This is a genomic window from Nonomuraea sp. NPDC059194, from assembly GCF_042754765.1.
Taxonomy (GTDB): domain Bacteria; phylum Actinomycetota; class Actinomycetes; order Streptosporangiales; family Streptosporangiaceae; genus Nonomuraea.
In genome coordinates this window covers 87608-107468 of record NZ_JBHZBH010000019.1, presented here as the reverse complement: position 1 = coordinate 107468, position 19861 = coordinate 87608, and the positions used below count along the sequence as shown (strand labels likewise).

The 19861-nt window shown below is 68.2% G+C and carries 22 protein-coding genes; 7 read left to right on the top strand and 15 right to left on the bottom strand.

The genetic code is table 11. The annotated features are described in order from the left end of the window. Nucleotides 1-3 precede the first annotated feature (3 nt). Complete coding sequence (locus tag ACFXJ8_RS23370; RefSeq protein WP_379646045.1) at nucleotides 4-660, top strand: TetR/AcrR family transcriptional regulator; 657 nt, start codon at nucleotides 4-6, stop codon at nucleotides 658-660. Between the two features lie 48 nt (nucleotides 661-708). Here the strand turns inward: ACFXJ8_RS23370 and ACFXJ8_RS23365 are convergent, their stop codons facing one another. The 9 genes from ACFXJ8_RS23365 to manD all read right to left on the bottom strand — a co-directional run bounded on the left by ACFXJ8_RS23365 (nucleotide 709) and on the right by manD (nucleotide 7818). After that, nucleotides 709-906: a hypothetical protein gene (locus ACFXJ8_RS23365; RefSeq protein WP_379646044.1), complete on the bottom strand. Its 198-nt coding sequence runs from the start codon at nucleotides 904-906 to the stop codon at nucleotides 709-711. A 208-nt stretch (nucleotides 907-1114) separates the two neighbouring features. Next, nucleotides 1115-1939 carry a carbohydrate ABC transporter permease gene (locus ACFXJ8_RS23360; protein ID WP_379646043.1) on the bottom strand — a complete coding sequence of 275 codons (825 nt, stop codon included), beginning with the start codon at nucleotides 1937-1939 and terminating at the stop codon, nucleotides 1115-1117. Then, nucleotides 1929-2858 (bottom strand): carbohydrate ABC transporter permease, encoded by a 930-nt coding sequence (locus ACFXJ8_RS23355; protein ID WP_379646100.1) that lies wholly within the window; start codon nucleotides 2856-2858, stop codon nucleotides 1929-1931. Before ACFXJ8_RS23355 ends, ACFXJ8_RS23360 begins: the two co-directional genes overlap by 11 nt. Further along, nucleotides 2858-3889 (bottom strand): extracellular solute-binding protein, encoded by a 1032-nt coding sequence (locus ACFXJ8_RS23350; RefSeq protein WP_379646099.1) that lies wholly within the window; start codon nucleotides 3887-3889, stop codon nucleotides 2858-2860. The genes ACFXJ8_RS23355 and ACFXJ8_RS23350 overlap by 1 nt, the downstream gene beginning before the upstream one ends. 78 nt (nucleotides 3890-3967) lie before the next feature. Next, nucleotides 3968-4933, bottom strand: coding sequence for an FAD-dependent oxidoreductase (locus tag ACFXJ8_RS23345; protein WP_379646042.1), 966 nt, complete (start codon nucleotides 4931-4933; stop codon nucleotides 3968-3970). Then, nucleotides 4887-5528 carry a hypothetical protein gene (locus ACFXJ8_RS23340; protein WP_379646041.1) on the bottom strand — a complete coding sequence of 214 codons (642 nt, stop codon included), beginning with the start codon at nucleotides 5526-5528 and terminating at the stop codon, nucleotides 4887-4889. Before ACFXJ8_RS23340 ends, ACFXJ8_RS23345 begins: the two co-directional genes overlap by 47 nt. After that, a complete protein-coding gene (locus tag ACFXJ8_RS23335) occupies nucleotides 5482-6015 on the bottom strand; it encodes a hypothetical protein (RefSeq protein ID WP_379646040.1) in 534 nt (177 codons plus the stop codon). Before ACFXJ8_RS23335 ends, ACFXJ8_RS23340 begins: the two co-directional genes overlap by 47 nt. Further along, complete coding sequence (locus tag ACFXJ8_RS23330) at nucleotides 6015-6599, bottom strand: gluconokinase (protein ID WP_379646039.1); 585 nt, start codon at nucleotides 6597-6599, stop codon at nucleotides 6015-6017. The genes ACFXJ8_RS23335 and ACFXJ8_RS23330 overlap by 1 nt, the downstream gene beginning before the upstream one ends. Next, a complete protein-coding gene (gene manD, locus ACFXJ8_RS23325) occupies nucleotides 6589-7818 on the bottom strand; it encodes a D-mannonate dehydratase ManD (protein WP_379646038.1) in 1230 nt (409 codons plus the stop codon). The genes ACFXJ8_RS23330 and manD overlap by 11 nt, the downstream gene beginning before the upstream one ends. Here manD and ACFXJ8_RS23320 point away from each other — a divergent pair, their 5' ends adjacent. Then, on the top strand, nucleotides 7819-7941 hold the full coding sequence (locus tag ACFXJ8_RS23320) for a hypothetical protein (RefSeq protein WP_379646037.1): 123 nt from the start codon (nucleotides 7819-7821) through the stop codon (nucleotides 7939-7941). It abuts the gene before it with no gap. On the opposite strand, the gene ACFXJ8_RS23315 is transcribed toward ACFXJ8_RS23320, so the two are convergent. The 5 genes from ACFXJ8_RS23315 to ACFXJ8_RS23295 all read right to left on the bottom strand — a co-directional run bounded on the left by ACFXJ8_RS23315 (nucleotide 7920) and on the right by ACFXJ8_RS23295 (nucleotide 12777). After that, on the bottom strand, nucleotides 7920-8543 hold the full coding sequence (locus ACFXJ8_RS23315) for a bifunctional 4-hydroxy-2-oxoglutarate aldolase/2-dehydro-3-deoxy-phosphogluconate aldolase (protein ID WP_379646036.1): 624 nt from the start codon (nucleotides 8541-8543) through the stop codon (nucleotides 7920-7922). The two genes, ACFXJ8_RS23320 and ACFXJ8_RS23315, sit on opposite strands and share 22 nt — an antisense overlap. A 2-nt stretch (nucleotides 8544-8545) precedes the next feature. Then, nucleotides 8546-9694: a galactonate dehydratase gene (dgoD, locus tag ACFXJ8_RS23310; RefSeq protein ID WP_379646035.1), complete on the bottom strand. Its 1149-nt coding sequence runs from the start codon at nucleotides 9692-9694 to the stop codon at nucleotides 8546-8548. A gap of 5 nt (nucleotides 9695-9699) precedes the next feature. Continuing rightward, complete coding sequence (locus ACFXJ8_RS23305) at nucleotides 9700-10515, bottom strand: carbohydrate ABC transporter permease (RefSeq protein ID WP_379646034.1); 816 nt, start codon at nucleotides 10513-10515, stop codon at nucleotides 9700-9702. Next, nucleotides 10512-11456, bottom strand: a complete 945-nt coding sequence (locus ACFXJ8_RS23300; protein ID WP_379646033.1) for a carbohydrate ABC transporter permease — start codon at nucleotides 11454-11456, stop codon at nucleotides 10512-10514. Before ACFXJ8_RS23300 ends, ACFXJ8_RS23305 begins: the two co-directional genes overlap by 4 nt. Nucleotides 11457-11529: 73 nt before the next feature. Beyond that, nucleotides 11530-12777 (bottom strand): ABC transporter substrate-binding protein, encoded by a 1248-nt coding sequence (locus ACFXJ8_RS23295; RefSeq protein ID WP_379646032.1) that lies wholly within the window; start codon nucleotides 12775-12777, stop codon nucleotides 11530-11532. A gap of 173 nt (nucleotides 12778-12950) precedes the next feature. On the opposite strand from ACFXJ8_RS23295, the gene ACFXJ8_RS23290 reads away from it, so the two are divergent. The 4 genes from ACFXJ8_RS23290 to ACFXJ8_RS23275 all read left to right on the top strand — a co-directional run bounded on the left by ACFXJ8_RS23290 (nucleotide 12951) and on the right by ACFXJ8_RS23275 (nucleotide 16509). Then, a complete protein-coding gene (locus ACFXJ8_RS23290; protein WP_379646031.1) occupies nucleotides 12951-13712 on the top strand; it encodes a FadR/GntR family transcriptional regulator in 762 nt (253 codons plus the stop codon). 368 nt (nucleotides 13713-14080) lie between these two features. Then, entirely contained in the window at nucleotides 14081-14938 is an 858-nt protein-coding gene (locus ACFXJ8_RS23285) for an ABC transporter substrate-binding protein (RefSeq protein ID WP_379646030.1), read from the top strand. Nucleotides 14939-15031: 93 nt separating this feature from the next. Next, nucleotides 15032-15769: an amino acid ABC transporter permease gene (locus ACFXJ8_RS23280; RefSeq protein ID WP_379646029.1), complete on the top strand. Its 738-nt coding sequence runs from the start codon at nucleotides 15032-15034 to the stop codon at nucleotides 15767-15769. Next, nucleotides 15766-16509 carry an amino acid ABC transporter ATP-binding protein gene (locus ACFXJ8_RS23275; protein ID WP_192774409.1) on the top strand — a complete coding sequence of 248 codons (744 nt, stop codon included), beginning with the start codon at nucleotides 15766-15768 and terminating at the stop codon, nucleotides 16507-16509. The genes ACFXJ8_RS23280 and ACFXJ8_RS23275 overlap by 4 nt, the downstream gene beginning before the upstream one ends. Before the next feature lie 709 nt (nucleotides 16510-17218). Here the strand turns inward: ACFXJ8_RS23275 and ACFXJ8_RS23270 are convergent. Further along, complete coding sequence (locus tag ACFXJ8_RS23270; protein ID WP_379646028.1) at nucleotides 17219-19069, bottom strand: potassium transporter TrkA; 1851 nt, start codon at nucleotides 19067-19069, stop codon at nucleotides 17219-17221. Nucleotides 19070-19168: 99 nt separating this feature from the next. On the opposite strand from ACFXJ8_RS23270, the gene ACFXJ8_RS23265 reads away from it, so the two are divergent. Continuing rightward, complete coding sequence (locus ACFXJ8_RS23265) at nucleotides 19169-19852, top strand: GntR family transcriptional regulator (protein WP_379646027.1); 684 nt, start codon at nucleotides 19169-19171, stop codon at nucleotides 19850-19852. Nucleotides 19853-19861 lie beyond the last annotated feature (9 nt).

Below are 19861 nucleotides of genomic sequence, written 5' to 3'. Positions count from 1 at the left end.
GTCGTGACTAACGATCGATCGGCAGCACTCGCGACCCAGCGCCGGATCGCCGCTTCCGACGTCCGGCTCCCCGAGCACATCCTGCTGGAGGGCACCTCCGGCCGGATCCTGCGCGAGGCGCTGCTGCTGTTCGCCGAGCGGGGCTTCCACGGCACCTCCATCCGCGACCTCGCGGAGGCCTGCGAGATCCGCTCGTCGACCCTCTACTCCCACTACCCGGCCAAGGAGAACGTCCTGGCCGAGCTGGTCCGCATCGGTCACGAGGAGCACCACCGGCGGCTGCTCGAGGCGGCCTCGGAAGGCCCGGCCGACCCCGAGTCGCGCCTGCGCCGCGTGGTCCGCGCGCACGTCCTGGCCCACGCCGAGTTCCCCATGCTTGCCGTCGTCGCCAACAACGAGCTACACGCCCTCTCCCCCGAGCTGGCCGGTCCCGCGCTCATGCTCCGTGCCGACGGCCGGCAGTTGCTGATCGACATCCTCAACGAGGGCATCACAGAGGGCGTCTTCGACGTGCCCGACGCCTTCCTCGCGGTCACGGCGATCAGCGGGATGGGGATGCGGGTGGCCAACTGGTACGACTCCGCCATGCCGTACGAACCTGAGGAAGTCGCGGACACCTATGCGGAGTTCGCCTTGCGGATCACCAGGGCGGGCTTCTGACGTGCGCGCGTCGCCGTACAGACCGGGGAGCGGCACCACCGGTGACGGTCAGCGGGCGCGCAGGTCCTTCCAGAGGATCTTGCCGCTCGCGGACTTGGGGACGGCGTCGATGAACTCGACGACCCGGGACCTTCTTGTGCGGCGCCACCCGGCCCGCGAGTAGGCGATCACCTCGTCCCCGGTGAGAGCGGAGCCGGGCGCGCGCACCACGAACGCCTTGGGCGCCTCGCCGCTCTCCCACGGCACGCCGATCAACGGACCGCGCGCGGTGGGCGCCTGACGTCGGCGATCTCAGGAGGGTGAGCACTAATCCCCAGGTTCCGTTGCAATCCCGCAAGGTGGCGGGCGACGGCGGGTCGAGGATCGGGTGATCCTGGCGGCGATCGTGTACGTGGCCACTTCCGTGCGGACGGCGCGGCCGAGTTCGTCCGGGACAATCCGCTGTGAGCGTCCGTCACCCCTTCAGACCGGTGTGGGCCAGGCCCTCGACGAACTGCTTCTGGGCCAGGACGAAGACCACCAGCACCGGCAGCGCCGTCATGGAGGCCGCCGCGAGCTGGACGTTCCACATGGGACCGCCGTAGGCGTCGACGAACTGCGTCAGCGCCTGGGGCAAGGTGAACTTCTCCGGACTGGAGAGGAACACGATCGGTTCCAGGTAGAGGTTCCAGCTGTGCAGGAAGGTGAAGATGGCCACCGCCCCGAGGGCGGGGCGGGCCAGCGGGAGGCCGATGCGCCGGAACGTGGCGAACCGCCCCAGGCCGTCGACGGCCGCGGCCTCTTCGAGCTCGCGGGGCAGCACCAGGAAGAACTGCCGCATGATGAAGGTGGCGAGCACGCTCGGCGCGCCCAGCACCGGCACCAGGATGAGCGGCCAGTGCGTGTCGGTCAGCCCCCAGCCGTGGAAGAGCTGGAACAGCGGCACGATCGTGACCTCGCTCGGGATCAGCAGGCCGGTCAGCACGATCACGAACAGCACGTTCGAGCCGCGGAAGCGGATCCGCGCGAAGGCGTAGCCGGCCAGCGCGGAGACCGCCAGCGTGCCGACGGTGACGACGACGGCGATGTAGAGGCTGTTCCAGTACTGCTGTGCGAACGGCTGCAACGCGAAGACCTGTCGGTAGGCCTCCAGGGTCGGCCGCTCGGGCCACAGTGAGGGCGGGAAGGCGAAGATCTCGCTTACCGGCTTCAGCGAGGAGGTGGCCATCCACCAGGTCGGGAAGACGAACGGCACGCAGAGCACGCACAGCAGGCCGTACAGCAGCGTCTTACGCCTCATGGAACACCCACCTCCTGCGCATGCGCCACTGCAGCAGGGTGAGGGCGAGCACGATCACGAACAGCAGCACCGACAGCGTGGCCCCGTAGCCGAAGTGGTGGAACTGGAAGGCCTGCTGGTACAGGTAGTAGACGAGCACGGTGGTCGAGGTGCCGGGACCGCCTTGGGTGAGCACCGCGATCTGGGCGAACACCTGCAATGATCCGGCGACCGTGATGATCGAGGTGAGCAGCACGGTCGGGCTGATCATCGGCAGCGTGATCCGCCGGAACCGGGTCCACGCCGAAGCGCCGTCCAGCCGGGCCGCCTCGAACAGTTCCTTCGGCACGCCCTGCAGCGCCGCCAGGAAGAGCACCATGTTGAGCCCGACGTTCTTGAAGACCTGGACCACGATCACCGAAACCATCGCCCACGAGCCGGTGCGCAACCAGTTGGGCCCCTCGATGCCGACGACCTGCAGGATCGCGTTGATCCCGCCGTTGTTCTGGAGGAGGAACCCCCACACGATCGTCCACGCCACGAGCGAGACGACCACCGGAGAGAAGAACAACGTCCTGAATACCGTGGTGCCGGGCAGCCGCTGGTTCAGCAGGACGGCCAGCAGCAGCGCCAGCGACAGGTTGAAGACGACCAGCCCCACGGAGAAGAGCCCCGTGGCCGTCAGCACCGACGGCACGTTGGGGTCGCTCAGCATCCGCTGGTAGTTGTCGGCGCCGACGAAGGTGAAGGTGTCGGCCAGGACGTTCCACTCGTTGAGGCTGTAGGAGAAGATCAGCGCCAGCGGCAGGAAGACGAAGAGCACGCTGCCCACCAGCTGCGGCCCGATGAAGAGGTACCCGAGCAGGTGGTCGCGCCGCCGGGTGGTCCACCAGCCCGCACGGCTGGTGGTCTGTACCCTGCGAGCCAGAGACAGTGCCATCACTTGGCCAGCATCGGCTGGATGGTGGTGCAGACGCCGTTCATCACCGTCGCGACGTCGGCGTTCGGCTGCCACAGCTGGTCCAGCCCGGCGCGTACGGCCTGGCTGAGCTCGGCCTGCCCGGCGTGGCTGGGCTTGACGCGACCGGCGGTGATGCCGTCGACCACGACCTCCTGGAGCTGCTCCGGCTTGAGCAGGGGGTTGCTCTTGGCCAGCGAGTCGGCGGTCAGCAGCGGCTGCCGGGGCGAGGGGAAGAACTGGGCGAGCTTGGTGGAGTTGTCGGGGTTGGTGAAGAAGGACAGGAAGTCCGCGGCGGCCTGGGCGTTCTTGGACTTCTTGATCACTCCGATGCCCGCCTGGCCGATCACGCTGTACTGGCCCTTCGGGCCGGTGGGCAGCGTCACCAGGTCCCAGCCGAAGGCGTCATCCTTGAGCAGCGAGGCGCGGGAGATCTGGGTGATCGTCATGCCGGCCTCACCGGCGAAGAAGTCGGCGGAGGTACCGGGGGCAGGCATGGCCTTGTCGGTGAAGATCGCCTTGTGCAGGAAGCGCATCGCCTCGATCATCTCGGGCTTGTTGAAGCCACAGGTCTTGCCGTCCTCGCTCCAGGCCTCGGCTCCCCAACCGCCCCAGACGGAGGCCAGGTTGTCCCAGCCCTTGTAGTCGAAGTCGCGCACGACCATGCCTGCCTTGCCGGTCTTCTCCTGTACGGCTGACGCGATCTTGACGGCCTTCTCCCACGTCCACCCCTTCGCCGGCACGCTCTGCCCGGCCTCTTTGAGCAGGTCGGCGTTGACGAAGACACCGAACGGCGAGGTGGAGAAGGGATAGGCGTGAAGCGTGCCGTCTTTCTGCCACAGCTTGGTGGTGCTGGGCGCGAACTCCTCTGGCTTGACCAGGTTGCCCAGGGGGGCCAGCGCGCCGGAGCTGACGAAGTCGGGGGCCGAGCTCTCGAAGATCCACGCCAGGTCCGGCCGGTCCAGATCGTCATTCGCAGCGAGACGGGGCCGTCCTGTGGCTCCACGGAAGATCCGCAGGCCGCGAGGGCCAGCGCACCCGCCAGCCCGAGCGCGGTCACCTTGATGCGCATGTCGCTACTCCTAGGGGGGTTAATATCCGGAAATCTCCGGCCAATGGAGTTCGATTCCCTGCGCTTCCAGACGATCCTGGAAGCAAGCCAGAAGGTCTGAATCGTTCCGGACGGCGCGCGGCGGCACCGACCGGTCCAGGCAGAAGGCGGCCAGCGCGCCCGCGGCCTCGCCGATGTTCCACTCGACGGGGTGCAGCCGGTAGCAGCCGTTGGTGATGTGCGTGGTGCCGAGGTTCTTGCCTGCGGGCAGGAGGTTGTCCACCCGCCGCGGGATGAGCGCGCCCAGCGGGATCTCGAAGGGACTGCTCGGCACGTCGATGTAGTTGTCACCGCCGGTCGAGGGGTGCAGGTCGATGCGGTACATGCCGATGCCGACCGCATCGCCGTAGCGGGCGCCCTTGACCACGTCCTGCTCGATGACGGTGTGCTCAGCCAGGATGCGGCGTGACTCGCGGATGTAGGGCGCCTGGGCCAGGCCGTCAGCCGAGCCGGTCACGTCGCCGCGGAGCCTGAGCCCCGGCCAGCCGGTGCCGCCGTCGGGCCGCGGGGCCTCGGTCTGCAGCCAGTACAGGACCGACCGGGACAGCTCGCGCGCGGCGGCCACGTGCTCGGCCGCGTCGGGCACGTCGAAGGCCGGGCCGAGCACGTAGTCGATCATCGGCCAGTTGACGAGGCAGATGTCGCTGGCGTAGGCACCCGGGGTGAACAGGCTGCGGGCGGCGATCCGGCGGAAGGTCCACAGGTTACCGTCGCCGGGGTTGCGCCGCTGGTCGGCGCGGACCAGCAGCGGGTCGTCGTCCGGGTTGGGAGTGAAGCCGCGCTCGCCGATCTCCAGCGTGCGCGGGTTCGGGCTGCGCCAGCCCAGCAGCTTGCCGCCCCAGAAGGGCAGCTCGAAGTCGCGCCAGAAGTCGTACGATGCGGGCTTGTCGATGGTGTGGTCACCGTCGACGTGGTCGATCGCGAAGCAGACCGAGACCGCTTGCATGTTGAGCGGTTGCGCCTCGGCGGGGGCGCTCGGCTCGCTTGCCCGCGCGAAGCGGATAGCGCTCGCCGTAGATGGCGTGCGTGAGGATGCGCGGCGAGGTGTCCTGCTTGGCCAGCACGGGAACCGGGGAGGGATCCGCGGCCCAGGCGGCGCGGGCGGCGGTCAGGTCCTCCCGCGCGGACAGGAAAGCGGCCAGCGCAGGCACCTCCGGCACGAACTGGTTGGCGAGCGCGGTCCGCTCCGGGTCGGGCCGGACGTCGTCGTAGAAGCGGGAGCTGGTCCGCGAGGACGACGCGATGTTGGTCAGCCAGCCGGATCCGTCGGGCTCACGCAGCAGGTTGTAGCCGAGCCACTCGGCGTACCTGGCGGCCATCTGCACCATGTGCGGATCGCCCGACTGGCGCCAGGCATCGGCCATCTCCGGGAGCATGACCTCGAAGTTGTAGTTCTGGTCCGGCCCCGACTTCTCGTAGAAGAAGCCGGCGGGGCTCTGGCCGGTCTGGGCCATGCGGGCGAAGGCGTCGGCGAGCTGCCGCTGCAGCGCCGGATCAGGGTCCAGGCGCAGGGTCAGGGCCGCACCCGCGACTCCGGCCATGGTCTGGTTGGCGAAGGTCAGCCTGCTCTGCCAGGCCGACTGGTTCGCGCCGTCGAGCAGCCAGGCTGCCGCCTTGTTGAGGGCCGCGCTCAGCTGGGCCCGGCGGGTGGGCAGGTTCGCCCGCGTACGGGTTCCAGGCCCGTTGCTGGGTGAGGAACCAGGCCAGCGTGTAGACGTGCTCCTGCACGCGGGCGTTGTACGGCGCCGCCGGGTTGCGCCACCAGCCGCCGGCGAAGAAGCCGGAGGCGTCCATGTCGTGGACCATCGGGGCGAGGGTGGTCAGGTAGGTCGCGAAGCGCTGCTCGGCGGGTGCGAAGAGGCGGCGGTCGGGGGCTCCGGGAGGCAGTGTCGCGAGCGCGAGGGCCTCGGCGCGGCCGGTCGGCAGAGCGGCGACCAGGGCGGCGGCCCCCGCGCCGGTCAGGAGGGTTACGGCGAGGAAGCGGCCGACGCCTGGCGCGCCTGACAGGCGCCGCGACGCCCCCAGCACTACGACTTTCGCTCAAGGCCCGCGAGAGCCGCCGGCCCGGCCGGGCGGGTGGCGGCGGTGGCCGGCGGCAGACCGAGCCGGGCGACCACCGCCGCCACCACCTCGTCCGGCGACAGCGCCACCTCCAGCACCATCCCGGACTCCTCAAGGTCGAGGTGCTCCAGGATCGCCCGCTGCGAGTCGAGCAGGCTAGCCGACATGTAGTGGTTGGTGCGGCGGGTCATCCGGTCCCGGATCAGCTCCGCAGACCCGTCCAGGTGGATGAACTCCACGTCCGGCGGGCCCTGCCGCAGCACGTCCCGGTAGGAGCGTTTGAGCGCCGAGCAGGCCAGCACCGTGGAGACACCCTCGGCGTGCCGGGCGGCCATCCACGCGGCCAGGTCACGCAGCCATGGCCAGCGGTCCGCGTCGTCCAGCGGGAAGCCGGCGCGCATTCGTGCCACGTTCGCCTCTGGGTGGAACTCGTCCGCCTCGGCGAACCGCAGTCCGGTCAGCTCGCTGATCCCCCGGGCCACGGTCGTTTTGCCCGCGCCCGACACGCCCATAACCACGATGTGCCGGGTGGGCCGGTGCTCACCAGTCATGGACGGTGCCGTCCTTGAGCCGGTTGAACGGCAGGTACGCCGGTTGGTACGGAAACCGCGCCGCGGCCTCCTCGTCGAGTTCCACGCCGAGTCCCGGCAGCCCACCGGGGTGCAGGTAGCCGTCGGCGAAGCTGAACGACTGCTGGAACACTTCGTTGGTCGCCGGGCCGTGCTGCATGTACTCCTGGATACCGAAGTTGTGGATTGCCAGGTCCAGGTGCAGGGCGGCGGCCATGCCGACCGGCGAGATGTCGGTCGGGCCGTGGATGCCGGACTTGATCTGGTACAGGGCGGCGTAGTCGAGTAGCTTCCGCATGGCCGTGATCCCCCCGGTGTGGGTGACGGCGGACCGGACGTAGTCGATGAGCTGTTCGCGGATCAGGGTCTGGTAGTCCCACACGGTATTGAAGACCTCGCCGATGGCCAGCGGGGTGGTGGTGTGCCGGCGGACCAGACGCAGCGCCTCCTGGTTCTCGGCCGGCGTGCAGTCCTCCAGCCAGAACAGGTCGTACGGCTCAAGGGACTTGCCGAGCTTGGCGGCCTGGGTGGGGGTCATTCGATGGTGCCCGTCGTGCAACAGCGGCAGCTCGGGGCCGAACTCGTTGCGCACCGCCTCGAAGACACCGGGCAGGTGGCGCAGGTAAGCGCGGGTGTCCCAGTCCTCTTCGGCGGGCAGCGCGGTGCGCTGGGCCGGCTCGTAGTCGTACCGCTTGCCGTCGATGCTGGGCTGGGCGGCCACGCCGTACACGGCGTTGATGCCCGGTACGGAGGTCTGCACCCGGATCGATCGGTAACCCATCTCCAGGTGCCGGCGGATCGAGTCGAACAGCTCGGGCAGGTCCCGACCCGAGGCGTGCCCGTACGCCATGATCCCGTTCCGGGAGGCTCCGCCGAGCAGCTGGTAGAGCGGCATCCCGGCGGCCTTGGCCTTGATGTCCCACAGTGCCACGTCCACGGCCGCGATTGCGGCCATGGTGACGGGCCCTCGCCTCCAGTACGCCGAGCGGTAGAGGAACTGCCAGGTGTCCTCGATGCGATGCGGGTCCCGCCCGATCAGCAAGGGGACAACGTGGTCGGCCAGGTACGACGCGACCGACAACTCCCGCCCGTTGAGAGTGCCGTCGCCCAGACCGGTGATCCCCTCACTCGTCGTGATCCTGAGGGTGACGAAGTTGCGGTCGGGGCTGGTGACGATGACGTCCGCTGCGATGATCTTCACGTGGGTGCCTTTCTCACGCGTGGTGCGAGCGTCAACGCGCCGCCGATGGCCGACCGCAGCGACACCAGCGCCTCGCCGAAGTTCATCAGGCTGACCGGGGTTCATGACGTCGCGGCCAGGTAGGCGCGGGCCCGCTCCCGCAGGGCGTCCAGGTCACCGCCGGACGCCGCATCGCCGATCAGTGGCCCCCCGACGCCGACGGCGATCGCGCCGGCGGCGAGGTAGCCGGGCAGCTCGGCCAAGCCCACACCGCCGACCGCGACGAACGGGATGTGCGGGAACGGGTCGCGCAGCGCTTTCAGGTACGCCGGCCCACCCAGCGAGGCCGGGAAGAGCTTCACTGCGGAGGCGCCCATCCGAACCACCGCGTACGCCTCGGTCGGGGTGAGCGCTCCGGCGGCGACCGGGAGCCCTCGGCGGGCCGCCTCGCCGATGGAGTCGACGACGGCGGGAGTGACGACGAACTGCGCGCCGGCCGCGGCCACGTCGGCGACGGCAGCCTGGGTAAGCACGGTGCCGGCGCCGACCAGCGAGCCGGCCGGGGCGGCTGCCCGGATCGCCGCGATGGCATCGAGCGCGCCGGGCGTGGTCAGGGCCACCTCCAGAACGCGGACGCCCTCGGCGAGCAGCGCGGTGCCGGTGGCGATGGCGGCGGCGGTGTCGGTGCCGCGGATAATCGCCAGGAATCGGGTGGTGGCGAGTGTGCCGATGAGGTCGAGGGTCATGGTCACCATTCCGCGTAGGAACCGTCCCGGTGCCGCCAGATGGGGCTGCGCCAGGCGTGCCCTCTTTTGTCGGCGGAGCGGACCGCCGGATCGTCGACCTCGATACCCAGGCCGGGCGCGGTAAGCCGCTCGACGTGTCCGTCCACGAAAGTCAACGGGGTCTTGTCGATGCAGTAGTCGAGCACATCGGCGCCAAGGTTGTAGTGGATGCCGATGCTCTGTTCCTGGATCAGGTAGTTCGGCGTGGCGAAGCCGACCTGCAGGCAGGCCGCGAGGGCGATCGGGCCGAGCGGGCAGTGCGGGGCGAGCTGCACGTCGTACACCTCGGCGAGCGCGGCGATCTTGCGTACCTCGGTGATGCCGCCGGCGTGCGAGAGGTCTGGCTGGGCGACCGCGATGCCGGCTTGGAAGACGGGCAAGAACTCCTGCCGACTGTGGAGCCGCTCCCCGGTCGACACCGGGATGGTGGTCGAGCGGACGAACTCGCCGATGAGGTGCGAGTTCTCCGGGACGACCGGCTCCTCCAGGAACAGGGGCCGATACGGCTCCAGCAGCGGCGCCACCCGGCGAGCGTTGGCCAGGGTGAACCGCCCGTGCAAGTCGACGGCGACGTCGCGGTCGTCGCCGAGCACCTCGCGGGCGGCGGCCACCCGGGCGACCACGCCGTTCAGCTCGGCGACCGACGCGACCGGGCTCATCTTGCCGGAGGCGTTCATCTTCACCGCGGTTAGCCCGGCCTCGACCTGGGCAGCGATGTGGTCGCGGACCTCGCTGGGCTCGTCGCCGCCGACCCAGCCGTACACCCGGATCCGGTCCCGGACCGGGCCGCCGAGCAGTTGGTGCACCGGGGCGCCGAAGTGCTTGCCGGCGATGTCCCAGAGGGCCTGGTCGAGGCCCGCCACGGCACTCGCCAGGATCGGACCGCCCCGGTAGAACGAGCCCTTGGTCAGCACCTGCCAGTGGTCCTCGATGCGCAGCGCGTCCCGACCGATCAGCAGCTCCGCGAGCTGGTGCACGGCGGCGCGGACGGTCTCGGAGCGCCCTTCGCAGGTCGCCTCACCCCAGCCGACGATCCCGGAGTCGGTCTCCACCCGGACGAAGAGCCAACGGGGGGCGACAAGAAAGGTCTCAATGCGCGCGATGGTCGTCATGCCGATCAGCCCTTTGTCGCGCCGGCGGTAAGGCCGGAGACCACGTACTTCTGCACGAACAGGGCGATCAGCATGATCGGCAGGGTGACCACAGTGGTCGCGGCCATCAGGCCGCCCCAGTCGATGCTGGCGTAGCCGACGAAGTCGAAGATCGCCACGGGCAGGGTCTTGGTGTCCGCGTCGGAGAGCACGAGCGCGAACATGAAGTTGTTCCAGGAGAAGATGAAGGACAAGATCCCAGCGGTGGCGATACCCGGTACGGACAGCGGCAGGGTGACGCGTCGGAACGCGCCGATGTGGGTCAGCCCGTCGACCAGCGCCGCCTCCTCCAATTCCTCGGGCAGGCTGTCGAAGTAGCCCATCATGATGTAGACCACCAGTGGTAGCGAGACGAACATGTGGCTGATGATCAGCACCCCGAAGCCCCCGACCATCTTCAGGTTGGAGAAGACGTAGTACCAGGGCACCAGTAGCGAGACGCCGGGGATGACCCGGGCCATCAGCACCACCAGCGCGGACTTCTTCATGGTGAACCGGCTCATCGAGTACGCGGCCGGCAGGCCGAGGATCAGCGACGCCACAGTGGCGGCGAACGCCACCCAGAGGCTGTTGACAATGAACTCGACGTAGTTCGCCTGCTGGAGCACCTTGGCGTAGTTGTCCATGGTGGGCGAGAAAACCAGCGCCTTGCCCGGATCGTAGATGTCGACGTTGGTCTTGAACGACGCGGCGATCATCCAGAGCAGCGGCGCGAGCAGTGTGAGCACCACGAAGGTGAGCGCCACCACCCGGAACACCTGGTACGCGGGTCGTGGCTTCATCGCTGCGACTCCTTGCGCCGGGCGGTCAAGGCCCACATCGCCCCGATGATGATCAGGAAGAAGAGGATGAGAACGGTGGAGGAGACGCCGTACTCGTTGTAGTCGAAGCTGAGGCCGTAGGCGTACACGTTGAGGGTCTCCACCTCGTGGAACGAACCGCCACCGCGGCCCTTTGTGGCGTAGAGGATGTCGAAGGTCTTCAGCGCGTCGATGCCGCGCAGCAGGATCGCCACGGTCAGCGTGGGCATCAGCAGCGGCAAGGTGACGTGCCGGAAACGCTGCCAGGTGCTGGCGCCGTCGATGCGCGCCGCCTCCTGCGGCTCGTCCGACAGCGAGGTGAGCCCGGCGAGCAGGATCAGCACCACCATCGGCGTCCACTGCCACACGTCGATGAAGATCGTGGTGGGCAGGGCCGAGTGTTGGCCGGCGAGCCACGGCTGCGGCCCGATGCCGACCCAGCCGAGGATCTGGTTGGCGAGGCCGATGTTCGGGTCGAAGATGAGTCGCCACATCATGCCGACCGCGACCGGGGTGGCGACGAGCGGCATCAGGATGGCGACCCGGACCCACCTCTGCCCTTTGAACGGCCGCCAGAGCAGCAGTGCGATCGCCATCCCGAGGACCACCTCGAACAGCAGCGCTACGACGGTGAACGTGGCGGTCCGTCCGACGGCGGGCCAGAACCGGTCGGTGTCCGAGAAGACGTCGAGGTAGTTCTGGAAGCCCACGAACTCGCTCTCCGCGCGGACGGATCCCTCGGCGTCGGTCAGGCTGAGGTAGCCGGTCCAGGCCAGTGGGAACACGAGCAGCGCGGCGACGAAGGTCATCGCGGGCGCGGCGAAGAGCCATTTGCGGTGGTCATTGACCCAGCGCACCCAGCCGGGCGTATCGGAGGCGGTGGGGGCGCTGCGCGGCGTCTTGGTGGTGATGATCGTTGCCATGAGGTCTCCAGGGGTGGGCGGGCCTGCGGGTACACGGGTGACGGACGCTCAATCCCGCCACCCGCGTTGCCGCCTACTTGGCCTCGTCGTCCAGGAACTTCTGGAACGTGGCGTTGGCCGTGTCAGCGGCCGCCGCTGCGTCCTTGCCGGTGATCGCGTCAACGATCGGCTGGCCGACGATCTCGCGGGCCTCGGCAACCTTCACGACCAGCGGCCGGTCATGGCCCACCCCGGCCTTGGTGCTGGCCGCGATGGCCTCCACCAGGTCCTTCGGGAAGGTCGAGGTGCCCTCCGGGTTGGCCCAGACGGAGCTACGGGCGCCCGGCACGCCGGACTTCTGCTGGGTGAGCGTCTGCTCCTTGCTGGTGGCCCACTCGATGAACTTCCAGGCGTTGCTCGTGTTCTCAGAGCTGGAGTTGATGCCCAGTGCCCACGACGGGATGTTGTACGGCTTCGAGCCGGTCGGGCCGGCCGGGAACGGCGCGAAGCCGACCTCGTCCGAGATCTTGGATTTGGCCGGGTCGGTGGCGTTCTTGTAGAGCGAGTTCGCCTCGGTGTAGAAGGCGGCCTTGCCCTGGGTGAAGATGGCCATCGCCTCGGGCCAGCCCATGTCGGTGCTGACGTTCGCCGGACCGGAGTCCTTGATCAGCCCGCCGTAGTAGGCGTACGCCTGCTTGGCCGCGCCGCTGTTGACCGCAGCCTTGCCACTGCTGTCGACGAAGTCGCCGCCGAAGCTATAGAGGAAGCTGGAGAACTGGGTGACCGCCGCCGACTTGCCAGTACGGGCGACGAAGCCGGCGACGCCCGGCTCGGCCGCCTTGACCTTGGCGGCGGCGGCCTTCAACTCATCGAGGGTCTTCGGCGGGGCGCTCAGGCCAGCCTTGGCGAGCAGGTCCTTGCGGTAGTAGAGGACCTCCTGCTCGGTGATGATCGGGACACCGACCGGCTTGCCCTCGAACGTGGTGGCCTCCACCGGGCCGGCCTGGAAGTCGCTGAAGTCCCAGGTCTTGGACTTCACCTGGGCCGACAGGTCGGCCAGATACTTGTTCTTGGCGAAGAGCCTCCCCTCCTGCAGGGGGCGGTACATCATCACGTCGATGTCGGATGAGCCGGCGTTCAGCTTGACGTTGTACTGGTCGGAGAGCTGGTCCTCGCCGAGCTGAGTGATCTCGACCTTGAGCCCGGTCTGCTTCTCGAACTCGGGCAGTGCCTGCTTGATGTTCTCGGTCCACACATGGTTGGCCAGGGTGACCCGGACAGTCTTGGCCGCGCCGCCGTCGCCGCCGTCGCCACAGGCGGACAGGCCCATGGCGGCAACCACGGCCAGAGATGTACCGAGTATCGATCGACGTCGCACGTCATCTCGCCTTTCTGTCATGGCCGCCGCCCCCCGGAAGAGCGCCACACTCTCGTAACATCTGCTTAATGCCGGGATGCTAGGACAAAAAAGCTGACTTATTCAAGAGTCAGCCTTCAACTGATACGCTTTATGCCGTGAATCACGCCTCTTCAGAGGGCCCACCCACCCAGCGGGCCCCTGCCGACGCTGGGCTGCACGCACGCGTCCTCGACCACCTCGGCACCGCGATCTGCAGCGGCGACGTGGCCGCCGGTTTCGTCCTCAGCATCGAAGACCTGGTCGACCGCTACCAGGTCTCCCGCTCGGTGATCCGCGAGGTGCTGCGGGTGCTCGCATCCATGGGACTCATCGAGACCCGGCGCAGGGTCGGGATCATGATCCAGCCCGCCGAGGCGTGGGGCGTCTTCGACCCGCAGGTGATCCGCTGGCGGCTCGCCTCAGACGGGCGGATGGCGCAGATGCGCTCGATCACCGAGCTACGGACCGCGATCGAGCCGCACGCCGCCTGGTTGGCCGCCGAGCGGATCGACGACGACGAGGCGAGCGAGTTGGTCGGGCTCGCGGCCAAGATGTGGGCCGCCGGGAAGGCCGGTGACGAGGCGCGCTTCCTCAACCTGGACATCGACTTTCACCGGCGGGTGCTGGCCGCCTCCGGCAACGAGATGTTCGCGAAACTGCAACTGATCGTCGCCGAGGTGCTTGCCGGCCGTCACCACTACCACCTGATGCCTCACTACCCGGACGAGCAGGCGTTGCAGCTGCACACCGACGTGGCTCAGGCGATCCAGCGGCGCGACGGCGAGCGGGCCCGGGCGGCCATGGTGGGGATCATGGAGCAGGGGTTCGCCGAGATGAAGTCGATGTGGGAGCAGACCTCCGAGCCAGGCGGTGCCTGACCGGCGCGGGTCAGCCGAAGGCGACTGCCTGCGCCTGCCGATAATGTCATCCGGCCACGGCAGGCGCCCTCGATCACTCCGGTCGCGATGGGCCAGCCGTTGGCCAGGGCGACGTTGTAGCGCAGGAAGGATTTCTTCGCGGTCAGGTAGCCGATACAGGCGTCGACGCCCTTGTCCTGATCGGTGGTGAGCTCGGCGGCGGTGGCCTGTTCGTCGAGCGCGCCGATCACCTGATCGGCGTGGCGGCGCAACAGATCCAGAACATGCTGGGCAACCCACCAGGGCAGCTCTGCTGACGGATCGTCGCACGCGGCCCTAGGATTCACAAAATGCAATATTCATGACATACCTCTTTGAGGAGGCCTGACATGGCCCTCTGGTCCAAGAGTCGCCGCAGGGACACCATCAGCGCGCTCGCCTTGACCGCCATCCTGGGACTGTCCGCCTGCGGCGGCTCGGGAGACGGCGCCACCACCGCGACCGCCAGCCCTGCCGGCACGGGCGCGGCCGGTGCGCAGCTCGTCAACCCGGGCAAACTCACGACCTGCACGAACGTCCCTTACGAGCCGTTCCAGTTCAAGGACGCGAGCGGCAAGGTCGTCGGCTTCGATGTCGACATCGTCGATCTGGCGGCCAAGAAGCTGGGGGTGACGCAGGAGATCGTCGACATCGACTTCGCGGTCATCAAGAGCGGCGCCGCCATGGCCGCCAAGAAGTGTGACGTGGCCGCCGCCGGTATGACGATCACCGAGGAGCGCCAGCAGAACATCGACTTCTCCGTGCCGTACTTCGACGCCACACAGGCGCTGCTGGCCAAGAAGGGCACTGGCGCCAAGTCTCTGGAGGACGTCAAGGCCAAGGGTCTCAAACTGGGCGCACAGGCCAGCACCACCGGCCTCGACTACGTCAAGGAGAAGGGGTTCGACCCGACCGAGTACGCCGACTCGCCCAAGGAACTGCTGGCTCTGCAGGCGGGGCAGGCCGACGTGATCATCCAGGACCTGCCCGTGGTCCTCACCTGGCTGAAGAAGCCGGAGATCGCCGCCAAGTTTGAGCTGCTGGCCAGCCTCGACACCGGCGAGCAGTACGGCATCGGCCTCAAGAAGGGCGCCGACCCGGTCCTGCTCAAGACGATCAACGACACGATCACCCAGGCCAAGGCCGATGGCACCTACGACCAGATCTTCATGAAGTGGTTCGGCAAGAAGCCCGGCGAGCTGGGCTAGTACATGTCGGATCAGCCTGTTGCGGCTGCGCCGGGCCGTGCCCGGCTCAGCCCTCGTAAGAAACAGAAGATCATTCGTGGCACTCAGTACGTCGTGCTGGTTGTCGCCCTTATCGCGCTGGTCCTGTATGTGGACTGGGCGAGTCTTGCCCAGAACTTCGCCAAGGGCGACGTGGCCGACAAGGCGCTGCCTGAGCTGTTCACGATCGCGCTGCGGAACACGCTCATCTACACGATCGGCGGCTTCGTCCTCGCCTTCGTGCTTGGGCTGATCTTCGCTCTCATGCGAATCTCACCGGTGCGTCCCTACCGGTGGATCGCGACGATCTACATCGAGATCTTCCGTGGCCTGCCGGCCCTCCTGATCTTCCTGTTGATCACCTTCCTGCCCCTGGCGCTGCCCGGCTTCGAGGTGCCTGGCGGCACCTACGGCCAGGGCATCCTGGGGCTCGGCCTCGTGGGCGCGGCCTACCAGGCCGAGGTCTTCCGTGCCGGGCTGCAGGCCGTACCGAAGGGACAGACCGAGGCGGCCAGGTCACTGGGCATGTCGGCGGCCAGGGCGCAGTTCACCGTGGTGATCCCCCAGGCGATCAGGATCGTGATCCCGCCTACCACGAACCAGTTCGTCAGCCTGCTCAAGGACTCCTCACTGGTGCTCTTCCTCGGAGTATCAGGGCAGTACGTCGAGCTGGCCAAGTTCGGCAACGATCTGGCTTCCCAGTACGCCAACGCCACGCCCATCATGGTCTCGGGACTGACGTACCTGATCGTCACCGTCCCGCTCGGCTATCTCGCAGCCCGGCTGGAGAAGCGTAAGGGGAGTGGTCGATGACGCCCGCCATCGAGATCAAGGGGCTGCACAAGTACTTCGGCGCGAACGAGGTACTCAAGGGCATCGACGTCACGGTCGAACCGGGCCAGGTCGTCTGCGTCGTCGGCCCCTCGGGCTCGGGCAAGTCCACGTTGCTGCGCTGCGTGAACCTGCTGGAGCAGCCGACCAAGGGCACCGTGCACGTCGAGGGAATCGAGATCACCGACCCCGACGTGGACATCGACTCGGTCAGGCGCCGCATCGGGATGGTGTTCCAGCAGTTCAACCTGTTCCCCCACATGACCGCGCTGCAGAACGTCATGATCTCGCAGCGTCGGGTGCTGAAGCGGAGCAGTAAAGAGGCCGAGATCGTCGCCAGGGACAACCTGAACAAGGTCGGCGTCTCAGAGAAGTGCGACGCCTACCCCGCCCAGCTCTCCGGTGGGCAGCAGCAGCGGGTGGCCATCGCCAGGGCGCTGGCCATGGACCCCGACCTGATGTTGTTCGACGAGCCCACCTCTGCGCTCGACCCCGAGCTGGTCGGCGACGTGCTCGCCGTCATGCGCAAGCTGGCGGAGGAGGGCATGACCATGCTCGTGGTCACGCACGAGATGGGCTTCGCCCGCGAAGTGGCCGACCGGGTGGTGTTCATGGACGGCGGCGTCATCGTCGAGGACGGCCCGCCCGCCCAGGTGATCGGCGACCCCAAGCACGAGCGCACCCGCTCGTTCCTCAAGCGCGTGCTGCATCCGGAAGGCTGAGTACGGGAAGCTCGTCTCTCGTGGCTGGCCCTTTCCCTGATCGTGCGGGTGCTGTATCAGGCCGACCGCTCCCGAGGGCCAGCCATGCCCAGACGTCATGCAACCCGCGGGTGTCATTGAAGTGGGTCTCGTAGGTAGCCGGCACGCGCCGTAAGTGGCGGGCGTTGACGATGAGGATCCGATCAGGGAATTCTCGGCGCAGGCCGCCGATCCAGCGTTCGGCCAACGCGTTGGCCCGCGGAGCCCGAGGTGGACTCTTGAGGATGCCGATGCCCTCGGCCGTGAAGACTTCCCCTCATCGCCAGTTTCTGGCACTGGACACGGCCCGGACAGACCCTCAACTCAGGATCGGCGAGTAACGGGGCGCACCCGAGCGGCGGTGTCGGAGCTGACTAAGCGGCCGCCTCGCTGATCCGGAACGTCGTCACCGATCATCACCTCATTCTCGCGGGCACCCGACGGCAGGTCTGGATCCGACGAGCCGCCATCGACTTCGCTCACGGAATCCGAGGCGAATGCCGGTCTTGATGACTCACCCTTGGCCCCCATTGGTGGATCTTCGTTGCTCTCTGGCATACACGCCGATCTCGTCTCGTGATCCATGGATTCTGGATCCCGAGTCGCGTGGTCAGTGGGAACCCCCGGGGGAAGGCCAGCCCCTCGCCGGAGGCGAGGGACCTTGCTTTTCGGGGGCCTTGCCGTACGGGATCTAGCGTTCGGACAGGACGATCACCGAGTCGCCCGCGGCCAGCGTCACCGGCTGGGTCTTGCTCGGGTTGAGCACCACCCCGTAGTGCGGCGACTGGTTGATGTCCGACGCGAGCCGGTACCCGATCGCCGTCTCCCCACGCCGCCTGGCCGACTCGATGACGGTCGAGAACGATACCTGCGCGCCCGGCGTCACGTACGAGGCGGCGGGCCTGGGGTAGATCTCCGAGCCGCGCGAGTCGAAAAGGTAGCCGAAGACGTCGGCCAGGTGCCGGTTCTCGGCGAGCTGGGCCAGCAGCAGGCCGATCACCGTGTCGCTGATGACGATGTCGTCGGCCTCGGTCACCTCGGCCAGCGAGCGGTTGTTCTCGTCGTGCATCTCGCTCACGATCGAGTACCGCTCCCCTGTCGCCGCCTGCATGTCGCGTAGTTGCAGCAGCGTCATCAGCGTGCGCGTGTCGGCGTGCTGCGGCTTGAACCTGTCGTCGGACAGCACGATCACGTGCTGGTAGAGGCCGGCGCCGAGCGCCTCCAGCGCGTACCTGTCGGTGGTGTCGCAGTCCTTGACGTTCACGGTGAGGTTGCGCAGGCCGCTGAGGCCGGTGCCGGCCTTGGGGTGGTCGGCGGCGACGTCCAGGACCGAGCCGGGCGCGACGTAGCCGTCCAGGTAGGTGACGATGTGCTCGGCGCGGGCGTTCCAGTTGAGGATGAGCGTGCGCTCCGGCTCCAGGGGTACGGCCTGGGCCGTCGCCATCTCCTTCTCGGAGTAGGAGGCCGCGCCCGAGGCCAGGTGGATGAGCGAGTCGTCGTGGGCGATGACGATGACCTGGTCGTCGGCGCCGATGACGGTGTCCATGGGCGGGTTCAGCACGACGCCGGTGGGCCGGCGCAGGCCGATGACGGTGGCCGTCTGGTAGGCGTGCAGCGCCTCGCCGTACGACTGGCCTTTCAGCGCGGCGTCGGAGCGCAGGTAGATCTCGCCGCCGTCGAAGTTCAGCAGGTCCATGCAGACCACGGACATGCCCGACTGCCTGGAGGACTGGACGATCAGGCGGGAGGCGGTGTCGTCGGAGTCGACGAGGTGGACCTGGCTGCCTCCGGCCAGGCGGGCGGCGGCCATGTTGCGGCTGGAGGTGAGGGAGGCGACGACCGGCGGGTGGTCGCCCGCGCGCTTGGCCAGCGCCAGCAGGATCTTGATGACGTGGGCGTCGGCGTCCTCGCCGTCGGGCGACAGGACGACGATGGAGCGGGCCTTGCTGAGGTTCATCAGGCGCAGGTCGCCGGGCTCGGTGGGCCGTCCGGTGCGGCAGACGAGCCTGGTCCTGCCGGTGTCGCCGATGCGTTCCCTGATCTCCTCCTCCATGTCGAGCTTGTCGCGGTCGGCCATGACGGCGATGACCGAGCCGCGCTGGCTGGCGTGCGCCTTCACCAGCTCGCCGACGATGGTGAAGATCTGGTCGGACCAGCCGAGTACGACGGTGTGGCCGCTCTCGGCGATCATCGAACGGCCCCTGCGCAGCCGGTCGATCTTCTCCTTGAGCCCGTTGGACAGCAGGCCGACCAGGATGCTCACGATGAAGATGCCGGCCAGCGAGCCGGCGAACATCACGGCGAGGAAGGCGGTGCTGCCCTTGTCGCTGGCGACCTTGCTGGGCGTCATGGCGTGCATGAGCGCCAGCCACAGCACCTCGCCAGGGCTGGCGCCCTCGGGCTCGTCGGTGAGCCAGACGGTCAGCCCCGTCACGATCAGCACGATCGCGACGGACACCACGGCGAGCCAGCCGATGAGCGAGGCCGTCCCCTTGGACATGGTGTTGTCGAACCAGTAACGCATGCGCTCGCGCAGAGACACTGATTACCTCCCCGTGAGTGAACCCCGATCAACGGCAAAAGGTACAGGTGCTTTCACGCGACGAAAAATCATGACCTCGGGCACCCGTACCCTAGTCCCGTGACCACCGCGAACCTGGCCTACGAGACCCTCAAGCGACGCATCGTCGAGGTCGAGCTGCGCCCTGGCGAGCGGCTGATCGAACGGGACCTGGCGGCCGAGCTGGAGGTGTCGCGGATCCCGCTGCGCGAGGCGCTGCGACGGCTGGCAGCCGAGGGCCTGGTGGTGCTGGTGCCGGGCAGGGGCGCGCTGGTCAGCCCGTTCACCCCGGACGACGTGCGCGACCTGTTCGACGTGCGGGAGAGCCTGGAGGCGCTGGCGGCGCGCCTGGCCGCCGAGCGGGCCGACGGCGAGGGGCTGGCCCGGCTGCGTTCGTGCATGGAACGTGCCCGTACGGCGATCACGGACGACGACAGGGCGGGCATCGCCGCCGCCAACGCCGACTTCCACCACGAGCTGGTGACCATCTCGGGCAACGCGCTGCTGGCCGATCTGATGCGGCCGCTGGACGCGCGGCTGCACCGGCTGTTCCGCCTCACCTCCGACCGCGATCCGGGACGGCAGAGCCAGGAGCACGCCGAGCTCTACGAGGCGATCGCGGCGGGCGATCCCACCAGGGCGTCGGCCTGCGCGCTGCGCCACGTCGCCGACGGCAGGCAGGAGTCGCTGGCCGTCGCGCGCGGCTGGTCGGTCGAGGACATCGACCCCATTCAGGCCACCCATTCCCGGCGCAGGGCTCGGTAGTGTAACGCT